The 20,503-nt window shown below is 42.7% G+C and carries 17 protein-coding genes; 6 read left to right on the top strand and 11 right to left on the bottom strand.

All coding sequences use genetic code 11. The features are described from left to right. Window positions 1-111: 111 nt before the first annotated feature. Window positions 112-1,182 carry a branched-chain amino acid aminotransferase gene (locus BMX50_RS23820; RefSeq protein WP_091215361.1) on the bottom strand — a complete coding sequence of 357 codons (1,071 nt, stop codon included), beginning with the start codon at window positions 1,180-1,182 and terminating at the stop codon, window positions 112-114. Window positions 1,183-1,311: 129 nt separating this feature from the next. Further along, a complete protein-coding gene (locus tag BMX50_RS23815; RefSeq protein ID WP_091215356.1) occupies window positions 1,312-2,265 on the bottom strand; it encodes a tryptophan 2,3-dioxygenase family protein in 954 nt (317 codons plus the stop codon). Between the two features lie 82 nt (window positions 2,266-2,347). Here BMX50_RS23815 and BMX50_RS23810 point away from each other — a divergent pair, with 82 nt between their 5' ends. After that, window positions 2,348-2,830 carry a universal stress protein gene (locus tag BMX50_RS23810; protein WP_091215352.1) on the top strand — a complete coding sequence of 161 codons (483 nt, stop codon included), beginning with the start codon at window positions 2,348-2,350 and terminating at the stop codon, window positions 2,828-2,830. On the opposite strand, the gene BMX50_RS23805 is transcribed toward BMX50_RS23810, so the two are convergent. After that, complete coding sequence (locus tag BMX50_RS23805; protein ID WP_091215349.1) at window positions 2,827-4,116, bottom strand: HAD-IB family phosphatase; 1,290 nt, start codon at window positions 4,114-4,116, stop codon at window positions 2,827-2,829. The genes BMX50_RS23810 and BMX50_RS23805 overlap by 4 nt on opposite strands. Window positions 4,117-4,390: 274 nt before the next feature. Beyond that, on the bottom strand, window positions 4,391-5,359 hold the full coding sequence (locus tag BMX50_RS23800) for an NAD-dependent epimerase/dehydratase family protein (RefSeq protein ID WP_091215344.1): 969 nt from the start codon (window positions 5,357-5,359) through the stop codon (window positions 4,391-4,393). A 191-nt stretch (window positions 5,360-5,550) separates the two neighbouring features. Between BMX50_RS23800 and BMX50_RS23795 the strand changes: the two genes are divergently transcribed. The 4 genes from BMX50_RS23795 to BMX50_RS23780 all read left to right on the top strand — a co-directional run bounded on the left by BMX50_RS23795 (window position 5,551) and on the right by BMX50_RS23780 (window position 11,473). Beyond that, window positions 5,551-6,732: a formimidoylglutamase gene (locus BMX50_RS23795; protein WP_091215339.1), complete on the top strand. Its 1,182-nt coding sequence runs from the start codon at window positions 5,551-5,553 to the stop codon at window positions 6,730-6,732. A 58-nt stretch (window positions 6,733-6,790) separates the two neighbouring features. After that, complete coding sequence (locus BMX50_RS23790; RefSeq protein ID WP_091215336.1) at window positions 6,791-7,978, top strand: TlpA disulfide reductase family protein; 1,188 nt, start codon at window positions 6,791-6,793, stop codon at window positions 7,976-7,978. 102 nt (window positions 7,979-8,080) lie between these two features. Further along, a complete protein-coding gene (locus BMX50_RS23785; protein ID WP_091215333.1) occupies window positions 8,081-9,208 on the top strand; it encodes a TlpA disulfide reductase family protein in 1,128 nt (375 codons plus the stop codon). Between the two features lie 186 nt (window positions 9,209-9,394). Beyond that, window positions 9,395-11,473 (top strand): TonB-dependent receptor, encoded by a 2,079-nt coding sequence (locus BMX50_RS23780; RefSeq protein WP_091215330.1) that lies wholly within the window; start codon window positions 9,395-9,397, stop codon window positions 11,471-11,473. Window positions 11,474-11,667: 194 nt separating this feature from the next. Here BMX50_RS23780 and BMX50_RS23775 read toward each other — a convergent pair whose 3' ends face one another. After that, a complete protein-coding gene (locus tag BMX50_RS23775; RefSeq protein ID WP_091215325.1) occupies window positions 11,668-14,226 on the bottom strand; it encodes a family 20 glycosylhydrolase in 2,559 nt (852 codons plus the stop codon). Between the two features lie 251 nt (window positions 14,227-14,477). Beyond that, entirely contained in the window at window positions 14,478-15,404 is a 927-nt protein-coding gene (locus BMX50_RS23770; protein ID WP_091215321.1) for a cobalamin-binding protein, read from the bottom strand. A 236-nt stretch (window positions 15,405-15,640) separates the two neighbouring features. On the opposite strand from BMX50_RS23770, the gene BMX50_RS23765 reads away from it, so the two are divergent. Beyond that, window positions 15,641-16,264 (top strand): LysE family transporter, encoded by a 624-nt coding sequence (locus BMX50_RS23765; RefSeq protein ID WP_091215317.1) that lies wholly within the window; start codon window positions 15,641-15,643, stop codon window positions 16,262-16,264. Window positions 16,265-16,347: 83 nt separating this feature from the next. Here BMX50_RS23765 and BMX50_RS23760 read toward each other — a convergent pair whose 3' ends face one another. The 5 genes from BMX50_RS23760 to BMX50_RS23740 all read right to left on the bottom strand — a co-directional run bounded on the left by BMX50_RS23760 (window position 16,348) and on the right by BMX50_RS23740 (window position 20,385). Next, on the bottom strand, window positions 16,348-17,274 hold the full coding sequence (locus tag BMX50_RS23760) for a bifunctional riboflavin kinase/FAD synthetase (RefSeq protein WP_091215313.1): 927 nt from the start codon (window positions 17,272-17,274) through the stop codon (window positions 16,348-16,350). An 80-nt stretch (window positions 17,275-17,354) separates the two neighbouring features. Further along, window positions 17,355-18,086 carry a tRNA pseudouridine(55) synthase TruB gene (truB, locus tag BMX50_RS23755; protein WP_167668106.1) on the bottom strand — a complete coding sequence of 244 codons (732 nt, stop codon included), beginning with the start codon at window positions 18,084-18,086 and terminating at the stop codon, window positions 17,355-17,357. Between the two features lie 148 nt (window positions 18,087-18,234). Then, window positions 18,235-19,029 carry an undecaprenyl-diphosphate phosphatase gene (locus BMX50_RS23750; RefSeq protein ID WP_091215306.1) on the bottom strand — a complete coding sequence of 265 codons (795 nt, stop codon included), beginning with the start codon at window positions 19,027-19,029 and terminating at the stop codon, window positions 18,235-18,237. Between the two features lie 92 nt (window positions 19,030-19,121). After that, window positions 19,122-19,415 (bottom strand): DUF3098 domain-containing protein, encoded by a 294-nt coding sequence (locus BMX50_RS35130; protein WP_091215301.1) that lies wholly within the window; start codon window positions 19,413-19,415, stop codon window positions 19,122-19,124. A gap of 91 nt (window positions 19,416-19,506) precedes the next feature. Further along, entirely contained in the window at window positions 19,507-20,385 is an 879-nt protein-coding gene (locus tag BMX50_RS23740) for a cell division protein FtsX (protein WP_091215297.1), read from the bottom strand. Window positions 20,386-20,503: the final 118 nt, after the last annotated feature.

Below are 20,503 nucleotides of genomic sequence, written 5' to 3'. Positions count from 1 at the left end.
ACATGCATGGGCGACGAGATTGCCACGCTACGCTCGCAATGACATATAGATTTGTAAACACAAAACGCCCCGGAAAATCCGGGGCGTTTTGTGTTTATATCTTGCTAATGATTATTCGCTAACCAGGTAATTCCAGTTATGGGTATCAGGAGCGTTACCATATTTAATAGCATCAAGTGTATCAAATACCTTGTTCGAAAACTCACGTGTCTTCGGATCGCTCAGAAAATACTCTTCACCTTCATAGCTGATTGAAGCTACAGGAGCAATGGTAGCGGCAGTACCGGCGCCGAAGGCATCGGTTAGTTTACCATTTTTAGCACCTTCAACAATTTCAGCTACCGAAATCTTGCGTTCTTCAACAGCGATGCCCCATTCTTTAGCTAAAGCAATAACAGTATCCCGGGTTACGCCATCTAATATGGTATCTTTTGCTTCGGCAGTGACCAGTTTACCATCCAGCAGGAACATCGCATTAGCGGCGCCCATTTCTTCGATAAACTTATGTTCTTTAGCATCAGTCCAAATTAGTTGATCAAAACCTTCTTCAGTTGCTTTACGGGCGGGCAGCATTGAGCTTCCGTAGTTACCGGCAGCTTTAGCATAGCCCATACCGCCTTCAGCAGCGCGGGTATAATGCGTTTCGATTTTAACACGTAATGGTTTTGAAAAGTACGGACCAACCGGGCCAACCAATACCATGTATTTATAAGTTGATGATGGGGTTACACCCAGATAAGGATCGGTAGCAAACATAAACGGACGGATGTACAAAGCGTGGTTTGGCTTTGAAGGCACCCATTCGCGGTCAAGGTCAACCAGGGTAGCTATACTTTGCAAAAAGATCTCCTCGGGCAAAGTTGGCATACAAAGGCGCTCGGCCGATTTGTTGAAACGGATAGCATTTTTATCCGGACGGAAAACAGTGATCTTTCCATCGGCATGTTTATAGGCTTTCAGGCCTTCAAAAAACGCTTGTCCGTAATGAAGTGCTGAAATTGCAGGGCTGAGACCAATTTCGCCGTAGGGAATGACCGAGAGATTTTTCCATTCACCGTCCGCGTAATCGGCCACAAACATGTGGTCAGAAAAAGTTTTTCCAAAAGGTAAGTTGTCAAAGTCCGTTTGCTGCAAACGGGAAGCAGTTGTCCTGCTGATCTTGATGTCCAATGTCTCGGTCATGGCATTAAAAATTAATAAATTATAGAAAATGGCAAGTTAGGCATTTTTATGGCCTACGCCAAAAAATCAAGCATATAAATGGTGACTATCACATATAAAAATATCATTTTGACAATATGATTGCCAAGCTTAAATACCACTCAGCACATCATCAACCCAGGCTTTGCCCCAGTTCTCTTTTTCCTCTTCGCTCCATGCCCATGGATAAAAGATTCTTTTTTGAAAACGTGGCGGCAGGTACTTTTGCCAGTTGGTACCTCCTGTTGCCTTAATATCCTCCGGTTCACGGTTAAGGTATCGCACTGCCGATTTATAATGTGACAGTGGCCAGTTTACATTTACATTAATATCCAGCTGACGTAATTCGGCACGCAGTTCAGGGCTCAATTCTGAAGATGCTTCAAACTGTTTGGCCAGTTCATTAAAGTTGTGCGTAACAGCTGCCTTGCCAAGCTCAATAAACGTTTTTGAATACTTTTTTTCGAACTGTTTAAGTGTTAACGTCTTTTTGCCTGTAGATAGTTCTGTTGCGCCAAATTTCCAATACAGGTATTCAAATTGATCTTCAATAGTTGCATGCTGCAATTCATCACGTTTATCTTTTGCTACCAGGTTTATAAAATCTGTAGCATAGATCTCGATCATACGGTACTGACCCGACTGAAACCCACTTGCCGGTAATAAAGACATCCTGAATTTCAGAAACTGTTCCTTCTCCATCCCATCAACCATAATTTCGAACGAGTGGGTTAAAGCACCAAAGTACCTGTTGATCCTTTTTAACCTCGCCGTAAAAAATTCAGGGGTTAACGGGCTGGCTTCTGCAATTTGTTTGCACTCATGCAGAGCAAGTTTGAAATACAGCTCAGTGATCTGGTGATAAATGATAAAAATTTCCTCGTCGGGAAATGGGGTCTTAGGATTTTGTAAACTAAGCAGGGTATCCAGGTGGATATAATCCCAATAGGTTAAAAAATCGGCATAAAGCAAGCCATCAAGGTATGAGTTCATATCCTGGCCCATAGCTTCATACTTTTCCTGCAGGCGGTTTAAACGGTCTTCAATTTCGGGAGAGAAATGCATACATCAAAGGTAATAAAATAGTAAACCGCTAAAACATATCCGTATTAGGTTGTTATATGGATACAAGCCTTATAATATTATTATGAAGATCAGGAAGATACTCATCGGCATTGATGAAAGCGAGTTTTCACGCCACGCAGCCGCCTATGGCTTTGACATAGCTCATACTTATGGTGCCGAGGTTGGTTTGGTACATATAGTTGAACCGATCATAGTGCCCACCGATACCCAGAGTGGTTTAATGGGCGGAATGCCTTTTGATACTAACCTGAACCTCCCGGATTCAGAGCTGGAAACATTGCAAACCAACCGATCAACCACCTTACTTGACCAGGCGGCAAAAGAATGGGGCGAAGGGCTGCAAATAGCTCAGTTTACCCAATACGGCTCAACTGCCGAAGCCATCATTGAATGCAGTAAGGAATTTAATGCCGATCTGATAGTGATAGGCACTCATCGCCGCACCGGTATCGATAAGTTTTTTTTAGGCAATGTTGCTGAACATGTGGTCAACAAGTCACCTGTTCCGGTACTGGTTGTGCCTTATATCGAAGCAAAAGATTAATATAAAAGCCTGAACTTGATGGTATGTTCAATGGCCTTTAATTCGTTCAGTACTTCGGTATCATAACCTGTGTTAACATCGGTAATTACATAACCTATCTGCGGATTGGTAACCAAAAACTCACCCACAATGTTAATGTTATGGCGGGCAAATACATCGTTGATCTTAGCCAGGATACCCGGTACGTTTTTATGAATGTGAATTAATCGGTGGGCATTGTTAACACGCGGCGGCTGCAGATCGGGAAAGTTACAACTGGTATGTGTTTTACCTTCGTTCATGAAAGCCATTACCCTTTTTGGCAAAAAGTCGTTACTGTGCGGATTATGCCTTGGATCGTCAAATATGATGATTCCATTTTCGGCAGCAGCATCGGCCAGTTTTCGGTTACATTTCCCAAAAACGCCAATTACTTTTAGCCTGCCTGCGTTTTGAACCTGCTCGGCACTTGGCTGATTCTCCTCGTCGCAAAACAGCACGCCCGCCTCTTCAAGGTATTTATCTTCAACACTTTCGCCGTGACGCATGTTGTAGCCTTCTTTTTTTAGCTGATCCAGCGCATCTTCATCAACATTACCTACAACCAAACATTTAATCCGGTTTTTAGGATAAGAGATAGCGCGCGGCAGTTTATTCAGGTAAAGAAATTCGTCAAAGCTTGGGGTAATATGGTCGGCTTTTTCTGCTACCGATTTGCGTTCGATATTTTCAGTAAAAGCGAAGAATTTTTTGATCATGCCCGATTCCTTTAACTGGAAATCAGAATACCCGTCACCAATACCATAAATATCGCCCGGTAATTGAAGTTCTTTCAGCAGCTTCACTTTACCGCCTTCCTGCGAAAGTGGGTTTTCGCGGTCATAGCCTATGATATTGCCCTCTTCGTCAAACACGAAAGTATTGGCGTAGATGTTTTCTTTTTTAATGTGATATTCGGTTACTACCGGCGTAATAAACTCTTTGAACCCGCCGGATACGATCAAAACCTCGTCCTGGTGATTTTTAAAAAAGATAGTATTACGGGAAAATGAGGTAGAAACCTTCTTTTTAAGATGGCTGATCAGCTGCTTTAAATGATCGCGGTTGGCGTTAAGTAATTTCACCCTGCGCTCCAAACTTTCGGTAAAGGATAGCTTACCTTCCATCGAGGCATTGGTTAAATCTTCAATCTGCTTGTAGATATCTTCGCGGTCCGGGCGGTTTTTGAGAGAGATCCGGGCCAGTTCGTCAAGGGCCTCAACCTGTGTAAAGGTACTATCGAAATCAATAATAAAGTACTGTTCCATCTTGGGTGCAAAGGTGCAAAAAATTTGCTGAGGAAGTATAGGGAGATTGTAGTTTAAATAAAACTATCGCGTTACTCTTTATCAAAACCGGAGAAATCGCTTTAATAATAGGAGACACCTACGGAGTCTGGCTTGATTTTGTATTTAACTACAAACACGATACTCCTACGGAGTTTTGACAATGTTGACACTCCGTATGAGTATTGTGTTTATAGAAAAAATATCCGAAGAGCCGGCTCCGTAGGAGCCTCCTGTCAACCGTTAATATTCCTGATTATTTCAAAGCTTCACAAATTTCCCCGATCGTTCTACTAATCGACTTAAACTCAAAGCCGATAGCTTTTTTAATTTTTGAGTTATCAAACTCACGGGTTAATGAGGCGGTCTGGGCCGATGTTTTATCTATAGCCGGCACGCCTCCGGTTACGACCGCGCCAACGGCAGCCACACGCCAGGCCAGTTCCATCATCCATGGCTTTGCATAAATAACAGGCGGCTTAATCCCAAACCCCTTTGCTATCTCGGTAACCATACCTTTATAGTCCCGATTTTCGGCGCTGATGATATAACGCTCGGCAGTGATATCGCTGTTCATTAAGCCCACCATGCATTTGGCAACATCCTCTACATCAACAAAACCAATGGTGCCAGAGGTATAAAACTTAAGCCCCTTGCGCACAGTATTGAACAAAGCGCCACTGCCCTGGGTACCGGCACTCGCGCCAATTATCAGCGAGGGGTTAACAATAACGGCGTCCAAACCTTCTGCAATACCCCGCCAAACTTCCATCTCGCTCTCTAATTTAGATATGGCATAGCCATCATTTTCTGCCGACTGCTCCAGGTGATGATTTTCTGTGATAAACTCACCGGGTTTTGCGGTTCCAACTGCCGCTACCGAGCTTACATGAACCATCCTTATACCGCGCACATTGCAAAGGTTAACCAGGTTGGCAGTCCCGGTAACATTGGTGTTGATCATCGGCTTTTTATCAGCCTGCTTCAATGAAACCCATGCGGCGCAATGATAAACCTGCGTAACGCCATCAAGCGCATCGGCCAGTGCAAAAATATCCATCATATCGGCATCAACCCACTCTATGCTTTGCTGGTAAGGCAAAAGCAATTTAGGAATAGCTGAACTTGCTCTTTTGGTACAACGGATCCGTTGGCTGTTAGTGGTTACCAAAAGTTTTGCCAGTTCGGCCCCAAGAAAACCAGTTGCGCCTGTTATTAAGATCATTATTTAGTGTGCAAATTTCAGATGTGCAAATGTGCAGATTATTTTTGATGCGCACATCTTCGATGTGAAGTCCTTAACAAGGCAATAAAATGTAACCTAAAATGTCTTAAAATCATTTGCACATCTGCACATTTGAAATCCGCACATTTATAATCACATTTGCACATCTGAAATCTGCACATTAAACAATTATGTCATTAGCTGATTTTTTTACGCCGATTGATCTTAAAAAGATAGCTCCTAAAAAGGGCTTCTATACCAGCCAGCTTGGCGATAAAATTGTGCATTATTCTGTCGATTTCCCTGATCTGGAAGAGAAAACGGACATCGCTATTATCGGTGTTATGGATGATCGTAATGCGGTTGGTAACTCCGGCTGCTCACTGGGCCCCGATTATATCCGCGAAAAGTTATACCAACTAAACGAAGGTGGCTATTCTGTAAAAATTGCGGATCTGGGCAACATCCGCGCCGGCGAAAAGGTAACAGACACTTACTTTGCTGTTAAAACCGTAGTAAGCGAGCTGATCAAAAAAGACATCATCCCCATTATTTTAGGCGGCGGACAGGATCTTACTTATGCCCAGTACCTGGGCTATGAAGAGCTTGAACAAAAGGTTGACCTGGTAGTGATCGATTCGCATTTTGACCTGGATGAAGACAATCACGATGGTAGTATCGAAACTACCTCCGGCTCCTATCTCAACAAAATATTCCTGCATGATCCCAATTATCTATTCAATTTCAGCAACCTTGGCTATCAAACCTATTTTGTAAGCCAGGACAGCCTGCGGGTCATGGATAAGCTTTATTTTGATGTACACCGCTTAGGCGAACTGAGCGGCAATGTTGCTGTTACCGAGCCGGCCATCCGCAATGCCAGTATGGTAAGTTTTGATATCGGCGCTATCCGTGCTGCCGATGCAATGGGTAATGCCAACGCCACACCAAATGGTTTTTATGGAGAAGAAGCCTGCCAGCTTTGCCGTTATGCCGGTTTTAATGATAAACTTACCTCAATAGGCTTTTACGAATTTAACCCTGCTTATGACAGTAACGGACAAACCGCCTGGCAGCTGGCGCAAATGATCTGGTATTTTATTGACGGTTTTTATAACCGTAAACGCGATTTTCCGCTTAATCCTAAATCACAATACCTTATTTATAAAACCAGCTTAACCCATGAAGATCAGGAAGTGGTATTTGTAAAAAGTAAAAAATCCGACCGCTGGTGGATGCAGGTCCCCTATCCTTCAGCAGGTTCACCTAACGAGCGTTTCCATTTAGTACCCTGCAGTTACGCCGATTATAAAACGGCAACATCCGGCGAATTACCGGATCTTTGGTGGCGCACTTATCAAAAATTAAACTGATATTCACAATTTTAACTCATACTCCAACGTTAGCAGCGTAGAGTTTTTATATATTTTAATGAAGAAATTATTTTTTTATATAGCAGCAATGCTCCCGGTAACGGCACTTGCACAGTCTACAGATACTTTTGTTGTTAACGGTAAATTAGGTAATGTTACCACACCTGCCAAAGTATATTTATCATACCAGTTAGGGGCAAATAATGTTACCGATTCGGCCAATGTGGTCAACGGAGCATTTTCATTTACCGGTACTATTATCAACCCTGTTAACGCTACAATTGCTGTTAATTATAAAGGCTTACCGCTCGAAAAGTTTATCGACGGCAATTATAAGTATGCAGATAATGGCAGCCTGATTTCAAAAACCGCCGACGATCTGGATTTTTTCCTGGAGAAAGGCACTATCACCATAACCAGTAAAGATTCTATCGATAAAGCACAGATCACCGGATCGCAACTTAATGCTGATAACGTAAAACTTCAGGCTCAGTTAAAAGCCATCAACCAAAAAGGAGAAAAACTGATGGCCGAAGCCAAAGCAGCAACGCCTGAACAACAAAAATCCACTGCATTCAGAAGCGCTATGCAGGCACGGTATAAAGCCCTGCAAACAGAGCAGAAAACAACTTTGAAAAGCTTTATTTCGGCTAACCCTAATAGCTACCTAAGTTTACTTGCACTAACCTCGGTAAGCGGCCCGGCCCCCGATGTTAGCGAAGTTGAGCCATTATACAATTCTTTATCTCAAAATATCAGAGATACCGAGGCCGGTAAAATGATGAAGGCGCAGCTTGCAGCATTGAAAGTAACCGCCATTGGTTCTGAAGCACCGGATTTTATACAAAACGATGTTAACGGCAATCCGGTAAAGCTATCATCATTCAGGGGCAAATATGTGCTGCTTGATTTCTGGGCTTCATGGTGCGGCCCTTGCCGTCAGGAAAACCCTAACGTGGTGCGCAACTATGCAAGGTTTAAAAACAAGAATTTCACTGTAGTTGGGGTTTCATTGGATAGGCCTGACGGTAAATCGGCATGGCTGGCTGCTATCAAAAGTGATGGCCTTGAGTGGACTCAGTTATCTGATCTTAAATTCTGGAACAACCAGGCAGCGGCGCTATACTCAGTAACATCTATCCCTCAAAACTACCTGATCGATCCGCAGGGAAAAATCATTGCAAAAAACCTGCGTGGCGAAGACCTTGATGCTAAGCTCGAGCAATTGTTCGGAAAATATAATTGATTGGGAGAGGTAGCCCGTTTGAGGCTATATTCATTACTATGTCAAATTCACCATTGAATTAGCCGGTTATTTTATAGCCGGCTAATTTTATTATATTGCGATATGAACTTGACCTCAATCAAAACAATAGCATTAACTGCAATTGCGAGCCTGCCTGCTTTAGCTTTTGCACAAGACTCTCAATATACCGTGCAAGGTAAAATTGGTGAGTATAACGCACCGGCAAAGGTGTATGTAGAATACCGTAAAGATGGTAAAACAATTGTTGATTCGGCAGTACTGAGCAGCGGAAGCTTCAAATTTACCGGTAAAACAGGTGCAACACCTGTAAGCGGTTATATCTTGTTTAATCCCAAAGGCACCGGCCTGCATAGCTCAGAAGATTACCGTTCAATTTACCTGGAACCGGGTATCATCAATGTAAGCGCAACTGATAAAATTGCCGATGCCAAAATAGAAGGCACCAAAACCAATAACGACAACGAAAAATATAATCTGGCCGAAAAACCTATTAACGACGCATACGAAGCACTTTCGGCAAAACGTAAAACCGCTGCGCCTGAACAGCTGGCCGAACTGAACGCCGAAGAAAAAAAGATCGACGATCAGGATGCACAGGTCAATAAAAAGTTTATCCAGGAAAATCCCGATTCATATGTGAGCCTTAACGCGCTTGAGTCATTTGCCTACAGTGCCGATTACGTGGACATCGCCCCCCTGTTCAACAACTTTACCCCTGCTATTAAAGCAACTGAAGCGGGCAAGAAATTTGCCGAACGTTTACCTAAATTAAAAGCCGTGGCATTAGGCGCAACCGCTCCTGAATTTGCCGAGGCTGATACTGCCGGTAAAATGGTTAGCCTTTCATCATTCCGCGGTAAATATGTATTGGTAGATTTCTGGGCATCATGGTGCGGCCCTTGCCGTCGTGAAAACCCTAACGTGGTAAAAGCTTACAACGCTTATAAAGGTAAAAATTTCACCATACTTGGTGTATCGCTCGACAGGCCGAATGCGAAAGATAAATGGCTGGCAGCTATCCACAAAGACGGCCTTACCTGGAACCATGTATCCGACCTTAAATTCTGGGACAGTAAAGCTGCTGACCTATATGCCGTGCGCGGCATCCCTCAAAACTTTTTGTTAGATCCTAACGGAAAGATCATTGGTAAAAACCTGAGAGGCGAAGACCTGCAAAACAAGCTTGCCGAACTCTTCGGAAAGATCTAATTATATTATTTAACTCATTGTTCATAAAAGCCCTGGTAATATCAATTTTGCCAGGGCTTTTATGTTTGATTTTGTTAAGCATGATGAGGCATCCAGCACCACGTTATGTCAATATATTTACAAACCTGCGATACACATTTTCGGCTATAAACACCTATTTTTGAAAACGTCCCTGAACATCAACCTATGTTAAAACCGTTTACTCTCCTAACTTTAGCGCTGGCAGCAGCAATAACAACCCACGCACAAAATAAAATCAAACCTAAAAGAGACACCACCGAGCTTAAGCCGGTGATCATCAAAGGTTACCTGAGCGATCAGCCTGTAATAAGCGTACCAGCGTCGGTAAGTGTACTTGGCGCGGCCCAGCTCAGGATCCAGCCCGATAATTCATTTGTAAACGCTTTAAATACCGTTCCGGGTGTACGTACCGAAGAGCGCTCGCCGGGGAGTTACCGTTTGTCTATAAGGGGCAGTTTGTTACGCTCGCCTTTTGGTGTAAGGGATGTGAAGATCTATTTTGACGATATTCCGCTTACCGATGCCGGTGGCAACAGCTATTTAAACGCCATTGATATTGCTTCGATACAAAAGGTTGAAATATTAAAAGGGCCGGATGGCAGTTTATTTGGGGCCAACTCCGGCGGGGTGGTAATCCTCAGTCCACTTAACCGGTATAACGACAGCACTTATATTTCGGCAGGCGTAAACGACGGCTCATATGGCCTGTTTCATGAAAAGGCAGCTGTACAATTAAAAACTACCAATTACCTGCTCAACATCAATCAAAGCTTTCAAACCTATCATGGCTACCGGCAAAACAGCGATACGCATCGTAACTACCTGCAACTGGCCGATAGCTGGAACTACAGCGGCAAAAACACTTTGAAAGCATTGGGCATTTATTCTGACCTCGCCTATCAAACACCCGGGGGTTTAACGCTTGCCCAATACAATACCGCCCCAACGTTAGCTCGCCAGCCTACCCCAACTTTGCCGGGAGCTATTCAACAACGCATAGGCATCACCACCAAAATGTATCTGGGCGGCTTAACCAATGAATATCATTTTAACGACCATATCCGTAACGTATTGGCCGTTTTTGGCAACCACGTTGACTTTGCCAATCCGTTCATCACCAATTATGAACAACGCAGTGAAAACACCTACGGCTTCCGCACTTATTTTGAGCTAACCGGCGATAAAAAACCAAGCCTGGACTGGAAAGTTGACCTTGGTTTTGAATGGCAGCAAACCAACTCGCACATTGCCAATTACGGTAATAAAAAAGGAGTAAAAGATACCACTCAAACCATTGATGATATCCATACCAATCAACACTTCGTGTTTCTGCGTTATGCCGCCGATGTCTATAAACGCCTGCACGTTGAAGCCGCGGTAAGCTTAAATGACTATGGATATGATTTTAAAAACCTGTATCCGCTTAATCAAAACAATTTCACTAATCGCAACTTCAGTGCTCAGCTAATGCCAAGACTGGCCCTGTCATACCAGATCATTAATGCATTGGCGTGGCGCGCGAGCGTAAGTCGCGGCTATTCAAGCCCTACCACTGCCGAGGTACGACCAACAGACAACATTGTCAATACAAGCCTCCAAGCCCAATATGGCTGGAACTACGAAACCGGCTTCCGCCTGCGTAATAGCGATGAAACTTTTATGCTGGATGCATCGGTTTATTATTACCGCTTAAACAACGCTATAGTACGCCGCCTTAATGCTGATGAAACCGAGCATTATATCAATGCCGGCGGTACCAATCAGTTAGGTACCGAGGCTTCGCTGTATTATTGGATTATCCGCCCAGGTAAATATGGTTTTATCCGGGGAGTACAGTTCAATGAATCATTCACGTACAGCCACTTCAGGTTCAGGGATTATGTTGTTACCAATGCAAATTATTCGGGTAACAGGCTAACCGGCGTACCTAAAAATGTATTTGTAAGTAGCGTACAGATCAGGTTTCCCGAAAGCCTGGCCTTGTTTGTTCAACATACCTTTACATCAAAAATTCCGCTCAATGATGCCAACACAGTATATGCTCCAAAATACAACTTGCTGCAGGCAAGGGTCAGCTACCAACCAATCATAGGTCGCAAAACACGCTTTGAAATATTTGCTGCCGCAGATAACTTGCTGAACCAGAAATACAGCCTCGGGAATGATTTGAATGCGGTGGGTAATCGTTATTATAATGCCGCACCGTTGAGGAATTACTCGGTTGGGATGAATTTTATGTATTAATAAACGCAAGTTCAAGCGTCTACGCTTGGACTCAAATAAAGGTAAGCGTCCACGCTTACTTTTATAAAAAGAGGTATTACGGAAGCGTGGACGCATGAACCTGCAATTAACTTAAAAGAGCCCTGTATCTTGCGTGGCAAAACACAGGGCTCTTTCAGGCTTGCAAACTGCAAACTTAAAACTGCAAACTGGATTTACGGATTCAGATTATTACTTCCACCCTCAGCCACGTTACTTCCCCTGCCTTTAGGATCAAAAGCGCGGAATTTGATAACGCCACCATTATAGTTAACCGGGCCAGTATAAACCTTACTGCCGGCATCAGGGTCTTTACCATTGGTTGTATACCGGATAGTTAAACCAGGAAATTCTACATTGCTCAGGTATTTACCATCCTGCAGGCTGATCCCCGGCTTGGGTACACGGTAATCATAACCACCATTGTAATAAGACAGGCGGGGCAATTCACGTTTACCTAACACATTCAGGAAATTTGACCAGGCAGCCTGGTATTCTTCCTTACTTTTTGCAGGGTCTTTTTCGGTAGCCCATGCAGGGTCCGCAGCCCAGGCACGTTCGGCCAGGCCAAGCAGTCTTGGAAAAATCATGTAATCCATTCTTTCGGGCCCTTTAACCGTTTCCGCCCATAAGGCCCCCTGCAAGCCTACTATGTTGCTTTTGCCATAATCGGTAAGGCGTTGCTTACCAATAAAAATATTCCTGTTTATCGGATTGCCTTGTTTATCAACATCAGCATTTTTAAAATAGTCGTACGGGATAAACGAGAAGAATTTATCTATACCCAAAAACGCCCCCCAGTAATACCCCGGCTCATCAAATGATTTGTAATTAGCCATATCAAAATACAGATTGGTAACACAGGTTAATACAACCTTATAACCTCCATTGGCTAAGCGATAAGCTAAATCTTCCTGTCCCGCACCTAAAACGTTGTTCCAAACATCAACCTGTAAGTGTTCCTTTGTAAAATCAGGGTTAGGAACATAAGCCGGCTGACCATCCAACGTAGTTTTACGAAGCGCCATTTCTTCCCAGCCAGAAAGACGGATACCTTTAGCTTTAAGAATATCATTAATACGACCGTAAAAATAATACCACAGATCATTAGTGCTTTGTATTTCGGGATGAGTGGCCTTAAGCGCCGCATAAGCCGGTGATTTTTCCCATACGTTAGCTGGCACTTCATCTCCGCCGAAATGAATTGTTGGCAGTGGTGCGCCCGCTTCTTTGTAAGTACTGATCAAATCGTTTACAACAGTCTCCACAAAGTTATAGGTTGACGGCAGCGATACATCGATCACATTATCATTCCAGTATTGTACAGAGCGATATTCAGATTTATCATTGGGATCATACAGCAGATATTTTTCGGCTTCGGCCTTTTTACCTTCAGCCATCAGCCGGTCGTAGCGGGCGTTCATCGCTTTAATAGCTCCGCGGGCATGTCCTGGCGTTTCAATTTCAGGAACAACGGTGATATGGCGATCATTAGCGTATTTCAGGATTTCGATATATTCAGCTTTGGTAAAATAGCCTGTACCGAAAGGATTGTTAACATCCGGACCAGAACCATGTGATGGCGGCAGATGATGTTTGCTATCCAATGTATGGCCACGTTTGGAAGCAACAGCAGTAAGCTCGGGTAACGACGGAATCTCTATTCTCCATCCCTCGTCATCTGTTAAGTGCAGGTGCAGGGTATTCAACTTATACAGGCTCATGGCCTCAAGCAGTTTTAATACCTGCTGTTTTGACTGAAAGTTGCGGGCAACATCAAGCATTACCGCCCGATAAGGAAAACGTGGCGCATCAGTAACCTCAATACAGGGTATTTGTACCGACGATGGCGTTTTAGCCAGGGCAGCAGCCGGGATCATGCTTTTGAATGACTGGATGCCATAATATATCCCCGTACTGGTTGATGCGCGGATAACAACAGCGCCCGGCTTTACACTTAATTCGTATGCTTCATCGCCCAAACCGGCTTTATATTCAAATGAGATCATATTAGCCGAAGCCTTGCCCGCTTCCTTTTTGCCGAAGATGGCAGTGATATAATTACTTAAAATCAAAGCCTCTTTGCTAAAGCGCAGATCGTTAGCCACAATATCTGTTTTACGCGAAAACGAGAAGCTCCCATTACCCGCAGTATAACTTACCGGTGTAGGAAAAACTTTCATCAATTGATCGGCCGGGATATCAGCAACAGTTTTATTTCTGTCGTAAACAATTTCAGGAGTTATCAACCCCTGGTAAGTTGGTTTATATGGCGTAATATCATATGAGCCGAAAGAATAGCCTTTTTCGGGAGCATTATCCCAAACCAGGTAAGGGCCTTCAGGCGCATCGGTAATGTTTACAACAGGATCATCGCAAACAAATTCAATACGGGCACTTCCCCCGGGTTTCAGGTCCTTAAAACCTGAAGTTGGCGTTATGCTGTACATATCGCCGTTCACCTGTTCAATTAAAGCGTTATTGCTTACTGCCGCCTTTGTAAAACCACGACCAGAGTTAAAATAAATCTTCCATCCCCCTGCCGGTAAAGTTTCATGGCTTTTATTGGTAATTACCAGTGCGGTGAGTGCTTGATTCTTATTCTGATAGTTATTGTCCATCACCTGCCAGTTGAGGTGCAACTCGGCAATGTTCGGCTTCTGATTGTCGTTAGATTTAAAACCGCTGCAAACAAAAACCGCGGCGATAACCATCATCATAAAAATTTTGTTCATAATTGATCCTGTGTCTGTGAGATAGCAGAAAGTAAATATATTACTTTTTAAATTATTTTAATAAGTAATTTTAGCAGTAGAGATGTTATAATTGCTTATCTGTCGCGAGTTTAGCGAAAGCGTAACCCGTGACTGGCATTGTTGAAGCTTCCAGCTTCAACCCATTAACCAGGCTATTCAGTTAAGCTGGAAGCTTAACCGATAGTGCACCACAGGTTACGCTATCGCTAAACCTGCGGCAGTATTTGTTATTACACCGAGAACTTGATCCAGCCTTCTCCTTCATACCCAAAAATGAATTGTTTAGGGCGAATGATTTCGGCCAGGATCTCGATGGAATCAACAATACGGGGACCGGGACGGTTAAAGTATTGGTTGCCGTCGGCGATATAAAACCTGTCGTTTTTCACAGCTTTGAGCGATGCAAAGCCTGGGCGATCCAACAATAAGTTGATCTCGCGCATAGTACGCTCAATGCTGAAGCCGCAAGGCATTACCACAATAATTTCAGGGTCTTGTTGAAGAATATCATCCCAGATTACGTATGGCGAATGCTTTCCATCCTGCGCTAATACTGGTGTTCCGCCGGCAATGTTTACCAGCCCTGGAACCCAATTGCCTGATATCATCAAAGGTTCAAGCCATTCAATGCAAGCCACGGTAGGCTTGTTATCTATGAATTTCAGCTTGTGTTTAATGATGTCAACACGTTCCTGCAGGTTTTCAATTAATTCGGCTCCTGTTTGCGGTATATTTAGTGCGTTGGCAACATTGGCGATATCATTAAAAATATCATCAAGACTATTGGGTTGTAATGATATAATTTGTGCCTGTTTGTCAAGATAGTTTTCCAGTGCTTCTTCAACATCTTTTAATGATACGGCACAAACCTCGCACTGGGCCTGCGTTACCACTACATCTGGTGAAAGGGCTTTAATTTGCTCTCGTTTTACAGTATAAACCGAAAGAGCATCGGCAAGAATCTCTTTTACCTTTACGTCGATATCAGCACTGCTCATGCCATCAGGAAAATTAGCCTCGGTGCATACCGGCAATTGTTTTACCGACTCCGGAAAATCGCACTCGTGCGAGCGGCCTACCAGGTTTTTCTCTAATCCTAAAGCACAAATTATTTCGGTAGCGGCCGGCAGTAATGAAACTATTTTTTCAGTTGGCATGTTAACAAGTTAAAGTTTGCAAATGTAAGAATTATAGATGTGCAAATTTCAGATGTGCAGATGTGCAAATTATGCTAAGATGTACAGATTTCAAATGTGCAGATTCCAGATGTGCGGATTGTTGAATTGAGATGAAAATCATTATACCTCGATTGAAATCATCTGCACACTTGCACATCTGAAATTTGCACATCTGCCCATTTGCCAACTTCAATTAACAACCTATCTTTGCTGCGATGATATTTTTGACTTTTTTCATCGGGCTTATAGCTAATTTCATAGGCTATATACCACCCGGCAACATAAACCTAACTTTAGTACAGATCACTATAAACCGTGGCATTAAAGAAGCCGTACGTTTTATAACCGCATTTTCGGCAGTTGAATTTTTCTTTACTTATTTTATTATGCATGCCGCCCGCTGGCTTTCGGGACAGTTGAAACTCGGTACCATCATCGACTGGATCATGGTCGTTTTGTTTGGCGTAATGGGTTATATCACCTGGATTCATCGCAACGCCCCACCAAAAGCTAATTACTCTGAGCATGCCAGCATTAAATATGGTATTTTATTAGGATTCTTAAACCCTATGCAGGTACCCTTCTGGATGGTTACCGGCACCTACCTCATCACGCACGAATGGATCCTCGACGGTCGCGTAGCATTGGTTATTTTTAGCTTAGGCTCAGCAGCGGGCGCTTTTTTATGCTTGTTTATTTATGCCAAATTTGCCAAATACATCCAGGAAAGATTCGCGTTAAGCAACAAGCTTATTAATACCAGCATAGCTATACTATTTTTTGCCTTCGCAACATATCATGTTGTAAAGCAAATTTATTTGTCGTTCTTTAAACACTAAAACCATGATTTGCCTGATTTGAGGATTGCCTGATACGATCGATACTATACTCAAGGTAATCCTCAAATCAAGCAAATCATGGTTCAATTCATGACTTTCAGCACATCCACCTTATCCTGCGCCAGCTGCACTTTCAACTCATCAAGCGATGAAAACTTAACGTCGCCGCGAATGTAGTGGTGAAATTCCATGCGGATAGTCTGATTGTAAATCTCCTCGTTAAAATCAAAGATATTTACTTCAATGTTACGGGTAAGGCCATTAACCGTTGGACGGCTGCCGATGTAAGCCATTCCCTTATATCTCTGATCTGCAATGATAACCGTTACTGCAAAAATGCCGTCGCCGGGAATTAGCTTATATTTTTCCTCCACAACAATATTGGCCGTAGGATAACCAATTTGACGACCAATCTGGTCTCCGCGCACAACCTTTCCGGTGATAAAGAATGGATAACCTAAAAAGGTGTTCGCCAAATCAATATCGCCATTTAATAAAGCATTCCTAATTCGGGTTGAACTGATAGCCACCTCATTAATGTCCTGTTCCGGGATCTCTACTACATCAAAACCATAAACCGGGCCAAGGCGCTGCAAATCATCAAAGCCTCCCTGCCTGTCTTTGCCAAAACGGTGATCATAGCCTACCACTATTTTCTTTGTGCCGATTTTATTTACCAGCACATCGCGGATATAACTTTCGGCCGATTGGTTAGAGAAATCCCTCGAAAAAGGTGTTATAATCAAATGATCAACACCGAGCCTGTCCATAAGCTCAGCCTTTTCGGCTATAGTGGTTATCAGTTTAAGGCTTTCATCTTCCGGGTGCAGGATCATGCGCGGATGCGGGAAGAAGGTAAGGATCACTGTTTCGCCCCCTGTACTTTCGGCCAGTTCTTTTATACCTGATATAATTTTACGGTGCCCTATGTGTACCCCATCAAATGTACCGATGGTGACTACTGCATTGTTTACCGCTGTAAATTCGTCAATGTTATGATAAACCCTCATTAATGATATGAGTAAAACACAAAGTTAATTTTTAGTTGATGGGATTAACAACCGGAGTGTTTGCGCTTTGTAAATTTCTTTTACCGTGCAGTTTGCACATCTGATACTTTTAACTCCCTGACGGTATTCACCAGCTCCATCACCTCCCAGGCATCTTCAATCTTGAAGTTTCCGCTGCGTGTGCGCCTCAATTTCGATAGATATGCCCCATTATTCAACGCAGCGCCAAAATCATTTACCAGCGAGCGGATATAAGTACCCTTGCTGCACACTACCCTGAAATCAACTTCGGGCAGTTCAATGCGGGTTAACTCAAATTCCATTATGGTTACATTACGCAGCTTTAGTTCCACATCTTCACCTCTGCGGGCCTTTTCGTACAATCGCTCACCATCAACTTTGATGGCCGAGTGCGCAGGGGGATACTGTTGTATATCGCCAATAAACTGTCCGCAGTTATTACGGAGCACATCTTCGGTGAGTTGGCTAATGTCGAAACTTTTATCAGGCTCGGTTTCCATATCGTACGAAGGCGTGGTTGCGCCCAATACCATGGTACCGGTGTATTCCTTTTCTTCGGCCTGGAAAGTATCTATCTGCTTGGTCATTTTACCGGTACAGATAATCAGCAAGCCTGTAGCCAGCGGATCAAGCGTACCCGCATGACCAACTTTTAATTTTAATGGCTTAAACGAATTGCGGAGTTTGCCAACCACATCAAAGCTTGTCCATTGATAGGGCTTATTTACCAGTAAAAGCTGCCCTTCAGCAAATTCCTCTATTTTAGTGTATGTATTCTTCAAATCTTTGATTTAACCGGATCAATTTATCCGATTTTTTCGCAAAGGTACGATTTTCGGCTTGATGGCGGAAGGAAGGAAAACTGCAGTAAAAAACAAATCGGATATCCGCAAATATTTAAAACACTTGCAGATATCCGATCTAAAAGAAAATATCCCGTTAAATATTTTGCAACTGATGACCGCTCAGCATTAAGCCGATAATTATAGCACCAACAACAATACGGTACCAACCGAATATTTTAAAGCCTTTACGCTCCAAAAAGGTTATAAATGTTTTTATGGCAAGCATGGCAACAATAAATGCTATAACGTTGCCTATTGCCAATAACTTGATTTCTTCACCAGTAAATATGTGGCCTTCTTTATGAAAGTCATAAAGCTTTTTAGCAGTTGCAGCAAACATCGTAGGCACAGCCAAAAAGAATGAAAACTCGGCTGCTGCGGTACGGCTCAGCTTTTGGGTCATACCACCAACAATCGTGGCAGCCGAACGTGAAGTGCCAGGAATCATGGCCAAACATTGAAAAAATCCAATTTTAAAAGCAGTTAAATTGCTGATATCCTTCTCTTCTTTAACTACAGGTTTATTGAACCACTTATCAACAAACAGTAAAATGATACCTCCCACAAAAAGGGTAACCCCTACTACATAAACGCTTTCAAGCAGGGCATCTATCTTTTTGCTGAACAGCACACCAAATATGGCAGCAGGTATAAAGGCAATAAATAGTTTCAGGTAAAAATTAACAGATTGTAAAAACCTTTTCCAATACAAGATCACTACAGATAAAATAGCGCCCAGTTGTATGGCAATGGTAAATAGTTTAACAAAAGGATCGGTAGCTATGCCCATTACCGATGAGGCAATGATCATGTGCCCTGTCGACGAAACAGGCAAAAATTCAGTTATCCCTTCAATTATTGCAAGGATAATAACATGGATTAAATTCATTGGGGTTTTAAGGGGTTGAGGTAGAGGTATATGTTATTTACAGCAGGCATGCTTTAATTAAGACAAACCTGCTGTAAAAATCAGCCTAATTATTAATTAGCCGAAGGTTTTTTAAGAATAGCGAAGAAACCTAAAGCAAAGCCACCTAAAACTACTATTGGGGCAATAACTATTTTGGTGGTGCTGTAAATATCGGTAGTGCCTGACATCAGCACAAAACCTAAAGCCACAACTGCCACGCTGATGATCAGCATACGGTAATTGCTTTTATCAAATATAAATTGTACCGGTTGTGCTGGCGCTGTAGCTTTTGCAGTACCCGCAGATGCCGGCGAAGCTGCGGCAGTTGTTTTTACAGAAGCAGCTGGTTTAAATTTTTGTGCCATATATCTTTTTAATGACTGAATTATTGATTTAGTGAATTAGTGATTTAAAGCTCAGATCAAGCCTTTCAGTTTTATCCTTTCGTCTTTAACCTTATCTGTACAGATCGTATATTTTTAAACGTAAAAACTTGTTAACTGCTAAAAAAGTACTAAAGCCTGATATAAAAATCCCCAGGCCAACAACACCTAAAAATACAATACCAAACTCAGTGTAGTTTTGTAAAAACACCAGGTCGGGTACATTATCGTAAGCAACATATAAAGTACCTATCAACAGGATAATGGCGATTAAACCGCCCAGTAAACCATGCCAGATACCATATAATAAAAACGGTTTGCGGATAAATCCTTTGGTTGCCCCAACCAGCTGCATTGATTTGATCAGGAAACGCTGCGAATAAATAGCAAGCCTGATAGTATTGTTAATCAACGCTACCGAAAGCACCACAAAAATACCGGCAAAAGTAAGAATGATCAAACTGATGGTAGTCACATTCTGGTTCATCTGATCAACAAGTGATTGCTGATATTTAACCTCTTTTATCAACGGGTTTTTAAGCAGTTCGGCCTTAAACTTTTCAATATCCTTGTTATTGGCATACTCGGCCTTAAGGTAAACATCAACAGATTGCGACAGCGGATTGTACCCTAAAAACTTCACAAAGTCTTCGCCAAGATCCTTTTGCAGGTTGCGGGCGGCAAGCTCTTTGCTCACGTATTGGGTTTGTTTCACCATTACGTTGCCATCCAATTGCTTTTGAAGTTGCAGTACATCGCTTTCATGAGCAGCATCATCAACAAAAATATTAAGCACGATGTTTTCTTTAACATAGCTCGAAATATTTTTAGCGTATACCAGTATTAAACCCAGTAACCCCACCATTAACAGCACCATGGCAATACCAAATACAGTTGAAATGTAGATGGTTTTGGTCTTTTTAGAGGATGCGCTTGCTTCAAATTCTTCCATTTACTTTTGTTAGATGTTAGATATCAGACATGAGATTTGAGACCACTATCCCCTCAATTTAATATCATATTTCTGCGAAAATAAGAAACCCACCCTAAAGGTAAAAGTTTATTGCTTA

This window comes from Mucilaginibacter gossypiicola (assembly GCF_900110105.1).
Lineage (GTDB): Bacteria > Bacteroidota > Bacteroidia > Sphingobacteriales > Sphingobacteriaceae > Mucilaginibacter > Mucilaginibacter gossypiicola.
The sequence above is the reverse complement of the archived record's forward strand: the minus strand, read 5'-3'. Positions and strand labels throughout refer to the sequence as shown.